Raw genomic sequence first — 14,130 nt, forward strand, 5'->3', positions numbered from 1 at the left:
TTTGCTTAAAAGCCGCCCGAATGCGCATGCAGTCAGGCGACTTTTGGTATAACTGAACTATCAACTAGAAATGGAGCAAACACATGAAAAAATGGCTTTTTGCGTTAGCGGCGGCCGCTACCACGCTGGTCGGCATGGCTGGCGTTCAGCAAGCGTCCGTGCACGCCGCAGACACATGGACGCCAGTAGCGACGTTAGGGGTCTCGTTGACCCCTGCCCAAAAGAGCGGGACCTTGACCACCTTAGAGAATGCGGCCAGCGTCAGCGATGTTACGCAGCTGACCGTCAACGGCAGCACGCTAGTTAAGTATCTCAATCCGGCGGGGTCGTCGTTCACGCCCAATTCTGGGGTATGGTCCAGCGCGCTGGTGCAAAAGACCAGCAGCGGCGGCATCAACGTTCAGATCGTGGACTATAACGGGGTCAATAACATCACGACCATCACCGCTGACCAGTACCGCAACGCGGCACTGACCGCCGGCGTCAGCAACGCCAACATCTACATCACCAGTGCGGTCAAGATCGACGGCTCCGGCGCCTTGGCGGGGGTCTATGCCGCCTTCGCGCAAAATGGCGAGACCCTGAACTCATCGCAGATCACCGCCGCCCAAGACGAGGTCAACACCTTGTCTGGCATCACCCAGGCCAACAAGGGCCAGGACGGTTACTCCGATAAGCAGCTGAACAACGCCGTGGCGGGGATGAAGTCGCAGATGGCTAGTCAGAGCAACAGCGGCACGCAGACACTGTCGCAGAATCAGATTGGCAACATTGTCGACAGTCAGCTGAAGCAGAACAACCTGACCACGGTCATCAACAACAACCAGCGCACGCAGATCATCAACCTGCTGGTCAAGATCCAAAACTCTGGCGCGCTGAAAAGCAGCGACTTCAAGGCGCAGGCAAACAAGCTGGCGTCCAGCATTCAAGCCAGCGCCAAAGGCCTGTTCAGCAAGCTGAAGGGCCTAGATACCCCAGAAAACCGCAACTTCCTCCAGCGGCTCTGGGATAGTATCGTGAACTTCTTCGAGACTTTGGGTGATTGGATCCAAAGCCTGTTCAGCTAAGCAGATCAAAATCGCCTCACGGCATTGCCCGCAACTGCGCGCAACCGTGAGGCGATTTTTTAGTCGTGCCGGGCCCGTTGCACCACTGCGGCCCAGTCGGTATCACTGCCGGCCAAGCGGGCAGTTGCGGCGGGAAGCGGCAACAGTGCCACTGCCGCGACCTCCGATTTCTGCAGGACGAGCTGGGCCACGGTCAGCCCGGGGAAGGTGACCTGGTACACGACCTCGACCCAGGAGGCGTGCCACAGGGTCGCGACCGGCGATTCCTGGGTAAAGTCAGCGGTAAGGCCGAGTTCCTCGTGCAGCTCGCGTGCCGCCGCCTGGGCACTTGATTCACCGCGCAGCGCAGACCCGCCGGCGGCCAGGTCCCAGCAGCCCGGCCGGTGCAGCTTGTGCGGACTGCGGCGCTGCACGAGCAGCCGGCCGTGGCCATCGAACACCAGGAGCGCGACGGTCAGGTGATACAGTCCGTGCGGCACCGGGTCTTTGCGGCGCTGCTTGCCGACGAGGTTAAATTTCCGGTCATAAAGATCCCATGGTTCGTTCAGTTTATCGGTGATCATTTTGCCGCCCCCATTCTTGGAAGGCTTAGTTTACACGTCGGGGTCTGCAGATGCAAAAAGGGTAAGCCCGAAAAGCCGCGGTGCGTTCTGGCAAACACTGCCAAGCACGCAAACTCCTCTGGGCCGCGCTTCTAGAAACGCGGCGCAGAGGCGTTTGTCCTTTGGGCGACACCGGTTTGGGGCGCAGTCGTCCAGGCTTATTCTTCGGCTTGCTTGCAGACTTGGTAAGTCAGCGTGACCACCTGGCCGTGCTGCATGGTGCTCTCCAGCTTCAGCGGGACGTCCGTCAGGTTCGTGGACACAAGGCTGATCCCGTCGCCCAAGAGGACCGGGGCAATGGTGATGGTCAGCTTATCGATCAACTCCGCTTTCAGCAGTTCGGTGAAGATATCGGCACCGCCCACCAGCCAAATGTCGCCGCCTTTTTTCGCTTTCAATTGGCGAACGAATTCCGGAATGTTGCCGGCAACCACGGTGGTCGGGTCGTCAGTATCGTGCAGTGTGGTCGAAAAGACGTACGACTCCTTATCTTGGTAAGGATAGGTCCCGGCGAGCTTGAGCGCGCGCTGGTAGGTCTTGCGGCCCATCAGCACCGTGTCGACGTTTTGGTAGAAGCCTTGGTATGCGTCGTCTCCTGCGCTGGAGTTCAACTTGCGCAGCCAATCTGTGCTGCCGTTGGGTTCAGCGATAAAACCGTCAAGACTTTCGGTAAGGTACAAAATCACATTGCGAGACATCCAACCACCCTCTTCTGTTTGATTAAGTTAATTGTAGCACAAAAGAAAACGGTTTCTCAGACTTTCATAATCACCGCCGCGACCAAAGATCGACGGTGCATTCGGCAAGCACATGCCCAGCCATGGCATGACGCAGTTCGGAGAGCCAGTAGCCGTCTGCTAAAGTTAGTGCGCTGTCCAGGGCAAAAACGGTCAGTGTGTAGGCGTGATCCGCGTTGGGCGGTTGCGGACCCACATAACCGGTGACTGTCAGCGGGTCGGTGTTGCCGACGATTCGCCCAGCAGTGGAGTTATGGCCTTGAATCATGGACAGACTGCCGTCATGGCTGGCGTTCTCTGGGATCACCGTCGTGCCGGCGGGGATGTTGGCCGCGGTCCAGTGGATCCACGGGAAGCCGGACACCGGCACCGCATCGTAGTCGATCAACCACAGCGCGAAAGTCTGCGTCTGACTGGGTGCATCCTTGATTTCAATGGGGAAACTGCGGGTCGGAGTGCCGGCATGCTTGTCTGCTTCCGGCGCATACTTGCCGAATTTGTCGGCGAGGTAGCCGTTTGTTGTCGGAACGTTTACTTCCATTGTCATTCGCCTCCTGTTAGCGTTAACTTAAGAGTACCACGAACCGGAAAGGCGGGCTTACAATGGAGTATGACCAGCACGTGCACACCTATTTCTCGTTTGATTCAACCGCGCAGTTCGAAGACTACCTCGCCCAGACTGCGGCGCCTTTTATCACGACGGAGCACCTTGAACTCGCCAATCCCGACGATGGCGGGCGAGACGATGAACCGGATCAGGCCGCGTACTCGGCCAAGCTCACCGCACTTAAGCGCCGGTACGCGAACCGGTTTCTGCGCGGAATCGAATGCGGCGATTACGCGCCGCGGCGTGCTGATCTTGCCCGCTATCTCGCCGCCCAGCCGTTTGACCTGGTGCTGCTCAGCTTCCACCACGATGGTCATCACGACTTTCAGGATCCCATATTTCGCCGCCGGGAGCCGAAAGCACACGTGCAGGCCTACTTTGAGCGGATGCTGACGGGGCTTGAGCAGACCACTTACGGGGACGTGCTGGCACATTTTGATTACGGGTTGCGGGTGCTGGATGTGACCCCGGCCCAGCTTGAGGCATGGGCCAAGCCGTGCCTGCAGGCCATCTTCGGCCAAGTGGTCCGGCGCGGCATGGCACTTGAGGTCAACACGAAGTCAATGGATCGCTGGCAGGATGCCGAGCTGTACGAGCTGGTGCTGCCGTGGTACCGCGCGGCCGGCGGCGAGTTGATCACCTTGGGGTCGGATAGTCATACGGCCGAGAAACTGCAAAGCGGGTTCGCAGCGGCCAAGCAGATGCTGCGGCGGACCGGGTTCACCAAGGTGGCCTTTTACGAGCAGCATCGCCCACAGCTGGTGCGCTTTTAAGGCGCAAGCGGTTAATCGAGGAGGAACAAACTGATGAACGAAGAAATTTCGATTTTGCTGGATGAAGTGAAACAGCATTACACCATGCCGGTAGACGTGGTGATCGACGGGCCGGCCTCAGGGGTCCTCACGCACACCCAATCGACGCAGAAACTGCTGCCCAATGGCCACCTTGAGCTGAGGATCAGCGACACCACCAATGTGGACTACACCCTCAGCCATGAGCTGTTGCACATGAAACTGGTGACGGACGGCTTTCCGCCGCTGCAGTACCGGCTGGCGACGGGCGAGCCGCAAGTGGACCAGCAGTTCTTTGCGGTGGGGACGGCGCTGTACAACGCGGCGCTGCACCTGCCGATCCGCGCCGCGCAGGCCAAGCTGGGGGTGTTGACCCCGGCGGTCGAAAAGCAGCTGGCGGCGGGGGTGACGGCGGTCTTGCCGAAGACGCCGCGGCCGGACCAGCTGGTTTACTGCGTGATGACGCTGCTGGATGCGCTGGTGGCGTTTGAAGGCGGCAGCAAGGGCCAGCTCAAATACTGGGGTGCTAACTACGCGGACGCCTTGCCACTGGCCCAGCAGCTTTACACGACGCTGATGGCGAAGCCGTGCACCAGGCCGTTTGACTTCCGCCGCATGGTCGTGCGGCTGTGGTGGCAGTTCGATCAGATCTTGCAAAAGCATGGGTTTCAGGCGACCGCCAACGCGGAGTTCGCCACCTTGCCGCCGATCCTTTCCGAGCGGCAGCTCCGCTTGGCGCTGAACCAGACGTTCGAAGTGTTGCACAGTGAAATGATCGACCGCACGACCAAAAAGCGGGCCTACGTTGCCTTGGGTAAGGGCGACGGGCAGAACGCCTTTGTGCTGCCTTTGGCCAATTTGTCGGCGGAAGGATTCCAGCAGCTTTACCAGACGCCGCTTAAGACGGTGCTGCTCCAGTACAAGGTGGATTACGCGATTCGCGGCTAGGAGGCGCGCGATGTTTGATCTTAAGGAAGCCATTGCTCAAGCCCAATTTGTGACGTTTATGACCGGTGCCGGGGTGTCGACGGCGTCCGGCATTCCCGATTACCGCAGCAAGGGCGGGCTGTATTCCGACCTCGCCAGCCCGGAAGAGGCGCTTTCGGACGATAATCTGCGCCTGCACCATCAGGCCTTTCACGATTGGGTGGTCAAGAAAATGTATTACCCAAACGCCAAGCCCAACGTGATCCACGAAAAGATGGCTGCGATCACGAATGAGAAGGGCGCCATCGTCACCCAAAACGTTGACGGCCTGCATCAAAAGGGTGGTGCCAAACACGTGATCGAGTTTCATGGCAATCTTTACAATATTTTCTGTCAAACCTGCGGCCGGCATTTTGACTACCAGACGTACCTGAAGTCGGATGTTCACGAGGCGGACGGCGGCGTTTTGCGCCCGGGGATCGTGCTGTACGGTGAGCCCATCGAGCCAAATGTGATCGCGCGCGCCGTGAGTGCTATTCGGCAGGCGGATCTGCTGGTGGTGGTGGGGACGAGCTTTCAGGTCTACCCGTTTGCCGGCCTGATCGGGTATGCAAGGCCGGACGCGGTCCTGGCGGCGGTCAACCGGGAGCCGATCGCACTGCCCGCGGGGGCGCACATGGTCCTTGGGGACGCGACCGCCGTGTTTGCCAAGCTGTAGATGAGCGATCGAGGTGATAAGCATGACCAAACAATTAACCGTTGGCTTGGTATCAACCAAAACCGGCGTCGTAATGATCAATCGGGCCAAGCCGCCCTATCGGGGCCTGTGGAACGGACTAGGCGGTAAGGTGGAACCAGGGGAGACCCCCTTCGAGGGGATGGCCCGCGAATTCCACGAAGAGTCGGGGCTGATGCTGCCGCCGGACCGCTTTCATGCCTGCGGGCTGGTGCACTGGTACGTTGACGAGGCGCTGCGAGGGGATCTCTTCCTGTTCACGGCCCACACCAGCCAGGAGCTGACGCTTCCCATGCAAACGCGCGAGGGCATTGTCGCCGCGATGGCACCGGACTGGCTCAAGGCCCCAGATAACCTGGGCCTGGTGCCGGATTTGGCGGCCATGCTCCCGTACTTTGAACAAGGAACAAACGTCACGCTGCGGTCTGATTTTGCCGGCGATCGGTTCCTGAGTCTGACGGTGGCAAACGATGATTAATGTTGGCCTGACCAGCGTGGCGGATCACCCCAGCCTGACTGCGGGCCGTACCAGCACGCTAGCGGATCTCGCGGCCATTTTTCCGGTGGTCGAGCTGGATACGACCTACTACGCCGTCCCCAGCGCCCAGACGGTGGCCCGGTGGTTGCGGCAAGTGCCGCCGCGGTTTCAATTCATTGTCAAGGCCACGGCGGCCATGTCGGCGCACGAGCAAACCGAACCGCACGATGCTAGCGCCGATTTCACCGCACTGCGGCGCGCGCTGGCACCGATGCAGGCGAGCGGTCAGCTGGCGAGCATTTTGTTTCAGCTGCCGCCCTATTTTGGGGCCAGCGTGCAAAACGTGCGCATTTTGATGCGGATCCGCGCGCTTTACCCGACCCTGCCGGTGGCGGTGGAATTCCGCAATGCCGGCTGGTACCTGCCTGATTACCGGCAGCAGACGCTGGCACTGCTGCGGCAGCTGCATTTTAGCCATGTGGTGGTCGATGAACCGCAAACCCCTGCCGGCAGTGTGCCACTGGTTGCTGCCGTCACTGACCCGGCGCTAGCCATCATGCGGCTGCACGGGCGCAACGTGGCCGGCTGGCAGCGCGGCGGGGCCCAGTGGCGCAGCGAGCGGACCAATTACCGGTACGATCAGACCGAGCTGGCCGCGCTTGGCCAAGTTGCGCAGCAGCTGGCGCGCCAGGCCCAGCAGGTGATCGTGATTTTTAACAACAATGGGCATCACGACGCGGCGGCCAACGCGCAGCAGATGATCACGGACCTCGGCCTGACCTACCAGGGCCTTGGCCCGCGTCAGCTGGATTTGTTCTAACCGCCAGCCGGCCTAAATGCTATACTTGAAACCATATGAAACTCGGCGTCATTTCGCTGGGCGACTTTCGGGAGGCTCTTTTCAATGGCAAAACCAACATTTTACGTCACGACGCCGATCTACTACCCATCTGGCAAGCTGCACATCGGGAACGCTTATACCACGATCGCGGCCGACGTCTTGGCGCGTTACAAGCGACTGACCGGCTACGACGTCTTTTTCCTGACCGGCACTGACGAACACGGGCTGAAGATCGAGCAGAAGGCCGATGCCCTGCACATCACCCCGCAGGCCTACGTTGATGGCATGGCTGCGCAGATCAAGCAACTGTGGAAGATGCTTGAGATCACCAACGATAAGTTCATTCGGACGACCGACAAGGAGCACGTCGCCGCCGTTCAAAAGATCGTGGAACGGTTGATCAAGCAAGGGGACGTCTACCTGGGTGAATACACCGGCTGGTACTCGGTGGAAGACGAGGAGTACTTTACCGAATCACAGCTGGCCGAAGTGTACCGCGATCAGGCCGGCAAGGTGATCGGCGGCAAAGCCCCGTCTGGACATGAGGTCAAGTTGGTCCACGAGCCAAGTTACTTCTTCAAGATGAGCAAGTACGCCGACCGCCTCTTGAAGTTTTACGATGAGCACCCTGACTTCATCCAGCCTGCCAGCCGCAAGACCGAAATGATCAATAACTTCATCAAACCTGGCCTGGAAGACCTTGCGATGAGCCGCACCAGCTTCAACTGGGGGGTGCCGATCCCTAGCGACCCCAAGCACGTGGTTTACGTGTGGGTCGATGCGTTGCTGAACTATATCACCGCGCTGGGTTACGGTTCGGATGATCAGACGCTGTTTGACAAGTACTGGCCGGCCAACGTCCAGCTGATCGGCAAGGAAATCGTGCGCTTCCACACGATCTACTGGCCGATCATCCTGTTCGCCCTTGATCTGCCCCTGCCGAAGAAGATTTACGGCCATGGCTGGTTGGTCATGAAGGACGGCAAGATGAGCAAGTCGAAGGGGAATGCCATTTACCCGGAGATGATCGTCAAGCGTTACGGGCTGGATGCGCTGCGCTACTACCTGATGCGGGCCATTCCGTTTGGCAATGACGGGATCTTCACCCCCGAGGACTTCATCGACCGGATCAACTTTGACTTGGCCAACGATTTGGGCAACCTGCTCAACCGGACCGTCGCCATGATCAATAAGTACGAAGACGGGATCTTACCAGATCTTAAGCAGACCGAGCCGACGCCGGTTGACGCGGAGCTGGAGACCGTCGCGAAAGAGGCAATCGCGAAGTACGGCGATTTAATGGACAATCTTCAGTTCTCCGACGCCTTAGACGCGGCGTGGAAGCTGGTTGGCCGCGCGAACAAGTACATCGACGAAACTGCGCCGTGGAATCTGGCCAAGGATCCGGCCAAGCACAAGCAGTTGGCTTCCGTGATGGGGCACTTGGCGGAAAGCCTGCGCATTATCGCGCTGCTGATCCAGCCGGTGATGACCCACGCGCCCAAGCAGATGTTCGAGCAGCTAGGTATGGATCCGGCAATCGAAGATCAAGAAGTACTGGCCTGGGGTCATCTGCCAGCCGGTCGGCGGATCGCCGAGCAGGGGACCCCGATCTTCCCGCGGCTGGACGCCGAAGCGGAAGTCGCCTACATCAAATCGCAGATGCAGCCGCCGAAGAAGGCCAACGTGGTCGCGCCTGAGACGCGCAAGGACGAGATCGAGTGGAAGCAGTTTGATAAGGCGGAGATCCGGGTCGCCGAGATCTTAGCCGTCGAGAAAGTCAAAGGCGCCGATAAGCTCCTGAAGTTCACGCTGGACGCCGGGGACGAGGGCACCCGCCAGATCCTGTCCGGGATCGCCGAATTCTACCCACACTTCAAGCAGCTCGTGGGCAAAAAAGTGCTAGCCGTTGTCAATCTAAAGCCGCGTAAGCTGAAGGGTGAAATGAGCGAGGGCATGTTGCTGTCCGCCGAGGATAATGAAGGCCACGTCACCTTGCTGCAGGTCGCTTCCAGTATTGCCAATGGCAGTCTGATCAGCTGACTTCTAGCGCCACGCAAAAAAGCGGATGCCACTTGCGAGATCATCGCAAGCGGTCATCCGCTTTTTTTAAGTGCGGCGAAGGCCGCTTAGTCTTCGACCTCAATTTTTGGCGACCACGGCTGAGCCAGCGCCGCCAGTGGCCGCTTCAGCACGTCAAGCACTGCTTGCTCAGCCACCAGGCCGTTGAATTGGGCCCCGCTGCGAGCGGCGAAGTTCAGCTCTGCCTCCAGCGCCGCGGCGGGGCAGCCAAAGCCGGCGAAAGCGTAGGGCAGGTCGGTGGCGTCGCTTTGGGCCTTGAAGAAGGTCAGGGCGGCGCCTTCGCTGTAAGTCGGGGTGCTGGAAGCAAAGCCCGCCACGGCGCTGAGCAAAACCGGTGCAGGCAGCACTAGTGCGGCGGCGCCATAGCGCGGATCGCTGAACTCGCGCGTCATCGCCAGGATGTTTTCAGGCCGAGCGTCTTTGGCGCTTGCCGGCAGGGCCAGTCCCAGAAACAAGGGGAGGTGGTTGGCTTTGGCCTCGGCACCGACTCGTTCCACCAACGCCTTTTTGCGGTCGTTTTGGCCAGCAGCATCGCTGGCAGCGTAGGTCAGGTGAAGAAACACGCCGGCGCCGCCCGCCTCCGCGATGCGCAGTGCGCTTAGGTCAGAACGCAGGGGCGCGTCTGGGTTGGCCGCGGGGTCATCATAGGCGACCAGCTGGCCAGGGACGGCCGCGCGGGCCACCGGTGCGGCAATAATATGATCCGGCGTCGAAAGGGTATTGAGGTGGGCAAACTGGCCAGCAGTGAGTTTGACTGACATGATGATTCCTCCCGTCAAGGTGATTTAGCCTTAGTGTACGCTAGCCCACGCTTGCTGACGCAGAAAAGTTTGCCGCGGTTTGTGGAAAGCGGGCGGCCTGCGTATAATGAATTGCGACATCAAAGGAGACATTATGCAAATATTTGATACTCATACCCATCTAAACGACACGCCTTACGCGGGCAAAGAAGCGGCTTACGTGACGGCGGCGGCTAAGCTAGGCGTCGCCAAAATGGCCATCGTGGGCTCCAATGCCGGCCTGAACGCCGGGGCAATGCGGCTGGCTGACCAGTTTGCTAACCTGTACGCCATTGTTGGCTGGCACCCGGACGACAGCAAGGATTACGACCAAGCGGCCGAGGCGGAGCTGGAAGCGCAGCTGGCGGCCCCCAAAACGGTGGCGCTGGGCGAGATCGGCTTGGATTATCATTGGGATAATAGCCCGCGTGAGATCCAGCGCCGCGTGTTTCGCCGGCAGCTGGCGATCGCCAGGGAGCTGCACCTGCCCGTGTCGATCCACTCGCGCGACGCCTTTGAGGATAGTTACGCCATCCTGAAGGCGGCCCATCTGGAGGACTTTGGGGGGATCATGCACAGTTTCACTGGCGACGCCGAGTGGGCCAAGCGGTTTTTGGCGCTGGGCATGTACATCTCCTATTCTGGCATTGTCAGCTTTAAAAATGCACCGCTGGAGCACGAAAGCGTCAAGGTGATCCCGGATGACCGGCTGCTGGCGGAGACGGATGCGCCGTTTCTGACGCCGACTCCGTATCGTGGCCAGCAGAATCAGCCCGGCAACACGCGGTACGTGGTTGAGGCGGAGGCCAAGTACCGCGGCGACACCCCGGAGCATATCGCCGCGCTGACGTGGGCCAACGCGCACCGCATCTTTGGGCTAAAGGAGAACGCATGACGGCTTTTAAACAAATCATCGTGGTCGAGGGCCGCGACGACACGAAACGGCTGACCGAGGCTTTTGGCCCGATCGACACGATCGAAACGCGCGGCAGCGCCATTGACAAGGAGACGCTTGCGCTGATCAAAAAGGCGCAGGCGACCCGTGGCGTCATCGTCCTGACCGACCCGGACTTCCCTGGCGAAAAGATCCGTAAGACCATCAGTGCCGCGGTGCCTGGGGTGACGCACGCCTTCCTGCCGGTCAAGGAGGCGGTGCCAGATCACAAGGGGTCTTTGGGCGTGGAGCACGCCAGCCCGGCCGCACTGAGGGCGGCGCTCGCGCACTTGGTCACTGAAAACCCCCAAGCGACGCCGCAGATCCCGCGGGCCATTTTGGCTGCCTCCGGCCTGCTGGGTGGGGCCAATGCCCGTGCGCGCCGCGAGCGGCTTGGGGACCTGCTGCACATCGGCTACACGAACGGGAAACAGCTGCAGAAACGCTTGGCCCTGTTTCAAATCAGTGAAGCCACTTTCGCCGCCGCGCTGAAGCAACTCAATGAGGAGGAGCCACATGCCTGAAGATCAGCATATCGCAACGCCTAGTCGCACCAAGGAGATCTTGCAACGACACGGCTTTCGGTTTAAAAAACGCCTGGGGCAAAATTTCCTGACCAATCCGCGGGTGCTGGAGCGCATCGTGCAGGCGGGCGCGGTCAGCGAAGAAGACGACGTGATCGAGATTGGGCCAGGGATCGGCGCCTTGACCGAGTTTTTGGCTGAAAGTGCGCACCGGGTGCTGGCACTTGAGATCGACCCGCGGCTCCTCCCAGTCCTGGCGGAAACCATGGCGCCGTACCCGAACGTCGCGGTCGTGGAAGGCGACATTCTGAAGGTAGATTTGCCGTCAATGATTGCCGAGCACTTTGACGGCGCCCACCGGCTGAAGGTCGTTGCCAACCTGCCGTACTACATCACGACGCCCATTTTGCTGCATTTGATCCAGACGCCGGTGGCGTTTGCTGGCATTACGGTCATGATGCAGAAGGAAGTCGCCGACCGGCTCACGGCACAGCCGCAAAGCAAGGACTACGGCAGCCTTTCCATTGGTGTGCAGCAGCGCATGGTCGTCGAAACTGCCTTTACGGTCAGCCGGACCGCCTTCGTCCCGGCCCCGAACGTCGACTCGGCCATCGTGAATCTGACCCGGCGAGCGGTGCCACTGGTTGAAGTTAGCGACCAAGCGGCCTTTGATCGGTTGGTGCGGGGAAGTTTTGCGGCCCGCCGCAAGACCCTGTGGAATAACTTGACGAACCTGTTTGGCAAGGATGATGCGACTAAGGCCAAGCTGACCGCGGCTTTGGCGAGTGTGGCGGTGGCTCCCAGCGCGCGGGCGGAGACGCTGAGCATCCCTCAGTTCGCGGACTTGGCGGAAGCGTTGAAGGCCAACGGACTGTAAGGACGAGCCGGATCATCGGTTTATGCGAATTACCCGGATTAACGCTTGTCTGGCGCTTAGTGTAATGGTATAATTGCAAATTTCTTGCAATTGTGCTAAGATGTCCACTAAGGGGTGAAGTGCATGCCAATTACGTTAGCAAGCATCAAGCAGCAACTCGACGCCAAAATCGGGGAGAATTTAACTGTTGTCGCACAGGCTGGTCGCAAAAAGGTGATCCGTCGTAAAGGAACGCTGAAGGAAACGTACCCGGCAGTTTTCGTGGTCGCACTCGATCAGAAAGAGAACTCTTTTGAGCGGGTTTCCTACAGCTATGCTGACCTCCTCACCAAATCGATCCAAATTACGTTTGATGACGAAGAGCAAGCTTCATAATAAGCAGATCAGCCGCAGTTCGCGGCTTTTTTTGTATCAAGGAGCGGCAGCGGGCTTGCCCTCGGCCAGCGGCCTTCTAAGGAGAGTATTCATGCTAAAATTTCATGCGGTCAAGGACTCAGCCGATCAGCAGGCAGTGCTGAGCATCTATCAAAGCAACCCGGACTACTTTGCCTTGACGAACCAGCCGGCGCCGACACTGCAGACGGTCAAAGAAGACCAGGCGGCGCATCCTGGAGATACCAGTGCCGTGCAGAAACATTTTGGGCTCCTCCTCGTTGATTCGGCAGTTGTAGGGGTACTGGACCGCCTGGAGGGTTATCCTGACCCAGACGTGGTGTACATCGGCCTGTTGATGATCCGGGCCGATCACCAGCGCCGTGGGCTGGGCCGGCGGACGATTACTGGGCTAGCGGCCCAGTTTCGGCGGCAGGGTTTTCGCCGCATCCGTGTCGCCGTTGCTGATAACAACACCCCCGCCCTGCTGTTTTGGGAACGGCTCGGGTTTGCGCCAGTCGGTGAAAGTCAGGCCGGGTTCAACGCCGCGGTCCGGCAGCCAGTCACGATTTTAGACCGCGACTTAGCTGCCGAGGCGTAGGAATTCACGCGAGAAACCGGTATAATTTAACCTAAACAAGGACAGACTGGTGGGTTGATCATGGAACTGATCCAGAAGGCCCCAGCCAAGATCAATCTCAGCTTGGACGCGCTTTTCCAGCATCGTGACGGGGCCCACGAATGGGAAATGGTAATGACGTCGGTTGATCTTGCTGACTACGTACGAATTAAACCGAGCCGCACAATCACGGTTGCGACGGATAGCGGCTTTCTCCCTGAGGATCCGCGTAATTTGGCGTACCAAGCGGCTTATGAACTGCAGCAGGCGGCTGGCGTGACCCAGGGGGCCACGATCCATTTGGAAAAGCACATTCCCGTTGCTGCGGGGTTAGGCGGTGGTTCGTCTGATGCCGCTGCCGTGCTGCGCGGGTTAAATGAGCTCTGGGGGCTGAACTGGCCGCTTGAACGATTAGCGAAGGTCGGGCTAGCGGTTGATTCGGATGTGCCTTATTGTGTGTATTCGCAAACGGCACTGGTCCAGGGCCGCGGGGAGATCGTCACGCCGCTGCGCCGCAGGCCGGACTGCTGGGTGGTGCTGGCAAAACCCAGCATTTCGGTTTCGACCTCCAGCATCCTGCGTGCGATCGATTACCATCAGGACATGCCCCGGCCAGATACGGCCAAAGTCGTTCAGGGGATCAAAGCCGGGGATTTTGACCTCATGGCGGCGGGGATGGCCAACTCACTGGAATCCGTCACGGCCGCCCGCCACCCTGAGATCCTGGCTCTGCAGCAGCGCTTTGTCCGTTACGGCGCGGCAGTGGCGCAAATGTCGGGGAGCGGTCCCACCGTTTTTGGATTGTGCCGCAAGCGCAGTCGTGCCCACCGGATCTATAACAGTATGAAGGGCTTTTGCCGGGAGGTCTACCTGGTGCGGCCGCTCCAGTAAGACGGTCAGGGGCCGCCTTTTTTATCGGGTGCAGAGCGGTTGCGCACTAGGGGGACAGCTAGCCGCTGCGAATGTCCTTGGCCGCGTTGTGCGCGCCCAGCTGATCATCGGCCGAGGCCGATTCGCGGCGGATCACGTCTCAACAAGCCTTGCCAGCGGGGACGCACCGGCCGGTGGTAATGCGTAATCACCCCCGATAAACGCCGGTGCGACGCGGGTTCAATTGACTTTAAAGAGGGGGAAGGCGACAATGTGGGCGGACGGGC

Annotated in this window: 17 protein-coding genes; 13 read left to right on the forward strand and 4 right to left on the reverse strand. The window is 59.6% G+C overall.

The genetic code is table 11. The features are described from left to right. The first annotated feature begins 83 nt into the window (after positions 1-83). Positions 84-1,067 (forward strand): DUF1002 domain-containing protein, encoded by a 984-nt coding sequence (locus tag EKM85_RS04735; protein WP_379882313.1) that lies wholly within the window; start codon positions 84-86, stop codon positions 1,065-1,067. Positions 1,068-1,126: 59 nt separating this feature from the next. On the opposite strand, the gene EKM85_RS04740 is transcribed toward EKM85_RS04735, so the two are convergent. From EKM85_RS04740 to EKM85_RS04750, 3 genes are all read right to left on the reverse strand, one after another. Continuing rightward, positions 1,127-1,630, reverse strand: a complete 504-nt coding sequence (locus EKM85_RS04740; RefSeq protein ID WP_125585122.1) for an NUDIX hydrolase — start codon at positions 1,628-1,630, stop codon at positions 1,127-1,129. Positions 1,631-1,827: 197 nt separating this feature from the next. Further along, a complete protein-coding gene (locus EKM85_RS04745) occupies positions 1,828-2,367 on the reverse strand; it encodes a dihydrofolate reductase family protein (protein WP_125585123.1) in 540 nt (179 codons plus the stop codon). Between the two features lie 70 nt (positions 2,368-2,437). Then, complete coding sequence (locus EKM85_RS04750; RefSeq protein ID WP_125585124.1) at positions 2,438-2,947, reverse strand: YbhB/YbcL family Raf kinase inhibitor-like protein; 510 nt, start codon at positions 2,945-2,947, stop codon at positions 2,438-2,440. Positions 2,948-3,009: 62 nt separating this feature from the next. On the opposite strand from EKM85_RS04750, the gene EKM85_RS04755 reads away from it, so the two are divergent. The 6 genes from EKM85_RS04755 (at position 3,010) to metG (ending at position 8,829) form a co-directional block, all read left to right on the forward strand. Next, positions 3,010-3,786 (forward strand): PHP domain-containing protein, encoded by a 777-nt coding sequence (locus tag EKM85_RS04755; protein WP_125585125.1) that lies wholly within the window; start codon positions 3,010-3,012, stop codon positions 3,784-3,786. Positions 3,787-3,819: 33 nt separating this feature from the next. Continuing rightward, on the forward strand, positions 3,820-4,752 hold the full coding sequence (locus EKM85_RS04760) for a hypothetical protein (protein WP_125585126.1): 933 nt from the start codon (positions 3,820-3,822) through the stop codon (positions 4,750-4,752). Positions 4,753-4,762: 10 nt separating this feature from the next. Next, entirely contained in the window at positions 4,763-5,449 is a 687-nt protein-coding gene (locus EKM85_RS04765; protein WP_125585127.1) for an NAD-dependent protein deacylase, read from the forward strand. Positions 5,450-5,471: 22 nt separating this feature from the next. After that, complete coding sequence (locus EKM85_RS04770) at positions 5,472-5,945, forward strand: NUDIX domain-containing protein (RefSeq protein ID WP_125585128.1); 474 nt, start codon at positions 5,472-5,474, stop codon at positions 5,943-5,945. Next, positions 5,938-6,765 (forward strand): DUF72 domain-containing protein, encoded by an 828-nt coding sequence (locus EKM85_RS04775; RefSeq protein ID WP_125585129.1) that lies wholly within the window; start codon positions 5,938-5,940, stop codon positions 6,763-6,765. The genes EKM85_RS04770 and EKM85_RS04775 overlap by 8 nt, the downstream gene beginning before the upstream one ends. 84 nt (positions 6,766-6,849) lie before the next feature. After that, the gene (gene metG / locus EKM85_RS04780) at positions 6,850-8,829 is read left to right on the forward strand and encodes a methionine--tRNA ligase (protein ID WP_125585130.1); all 1,980 of its coding nucleotides are present in this window, start codon (positions 6,850-6,852) and stop codon (positions 8,827-8,829) included. Between the two features lie 86 nt (positions 8,830-8,915). On the opposite strand, the gene EKM85_RS04785 is transcribed toward metG, so the two are convergent. Beyond that, a complete protein-coding gene (locus tag EKM85_RS04785; protein ID WP_125585131.1) occupies positions 8,916-9,629 on the reverse strand; it encodes a beta/alpha barrel domain-containing protein in 714 nt (237 codons plus the stop codon). 133 nt (positions 9,630-9,762) lie between these two features. Between EKM85_RS04785 and EKM85_RS04790 the strand changes: the two genes are divergently transcribed. The 6 genes from EKM85_RS04790 to ispE all read left to right on the forward strand — a co-directional run bounded on the left by EKM85_RS04790 (position 9,763) and on the right by ispE (position 13,864). Then, complete coding sequence (locus EKM85_RS04790) at positions 9,763-10,542, forward strand: TatD family hydrolase (RefSeq protein ID WP_125585132.1); 780 nt, start codon at positions 9,763-9,765, stop codon at positions 10,540-10,542. Then, complete coding sequence (gene rnmV / locus EKM85_RS04795; RefSeq protein ID WP_125585133.1) at positions 10,539-11,105, forward strand: ribonuclease M5; 567 nt, start codon at positions 10,539-10,541, stop codon at positions 11,103-11,105. Before EKM85_RS04790 ends, rnmV begins: the two co-directional genes overlap by 4 nt. Further along, on the forward strand, positions 11,098-11,982 hold the full coding sequence (gene rsmA, locus EKM85_RS04800; RefSeq protein WP_125585134.1) for a 16S rRNA (adenine(1518)-N(6)/adenine(1519)-N(6))-dimethyltransferase RsmA: 885 nt from the start codon (positions 11,098-11,100) through the stop codon (positions 11,980-11,982). Before rnmV ends, rsmA begins: the two co-directional genes overlap by 8 nt. Positions 11,983-12,105: 123 nt before the next feature. Then, positions 12,106-12,357 (forward strand): Veg family protein, encoded by a 252-nt coding sequence (locus EKM85_RS04805; protein WP_125585135.1) that lies wholly within the window; start codon positions 12,106-12,108, stop codon positions 12,355-12,357. 91 nt (positions 12,358-12,448) lie between these two features. Further along, positions 12,449-12,955: a GNAT family N-acetyltransferase gene (locus tag EKM85_RS04810; protein WP_164510663.1), complete on the forward strand. Its 507-nt coding sequence runs from the start codon at positions 12,449-12,451 to the stop codon at positions 12,953-12,955. A 60-nt stretch (positions 12,956-13,015) separates the two neighbouring features. Continuing rightward, positions 13,016-13,864 carry a 4-(cytidine 5'-diphospho)-2-C-methyl-D-erythritol kinase gene (gene ispE, locus EKM85_RS04815; protein WP_125585137.1) on the forward strand — a complete coding sequence of 283 codons (849 nt, stop codon included), beginning with the start codon at positions 13,016-13,018 and terminating at the stop codon, positions 13,862-13,864. Positions 13,865-14,130 lie beyond the last annotated feature (266 nt).

It is taken from the genome of Lacticaseibacillus jixianensis, assembly GCF_003946485.1.
Classification (GTDB): domain Bacteria; phylum Bacillota; class Bacilli; order Lactobacillales; family Lactobacillaceae; genus Lacticaseibacillus; species Lacticaseibacillus jixianensis.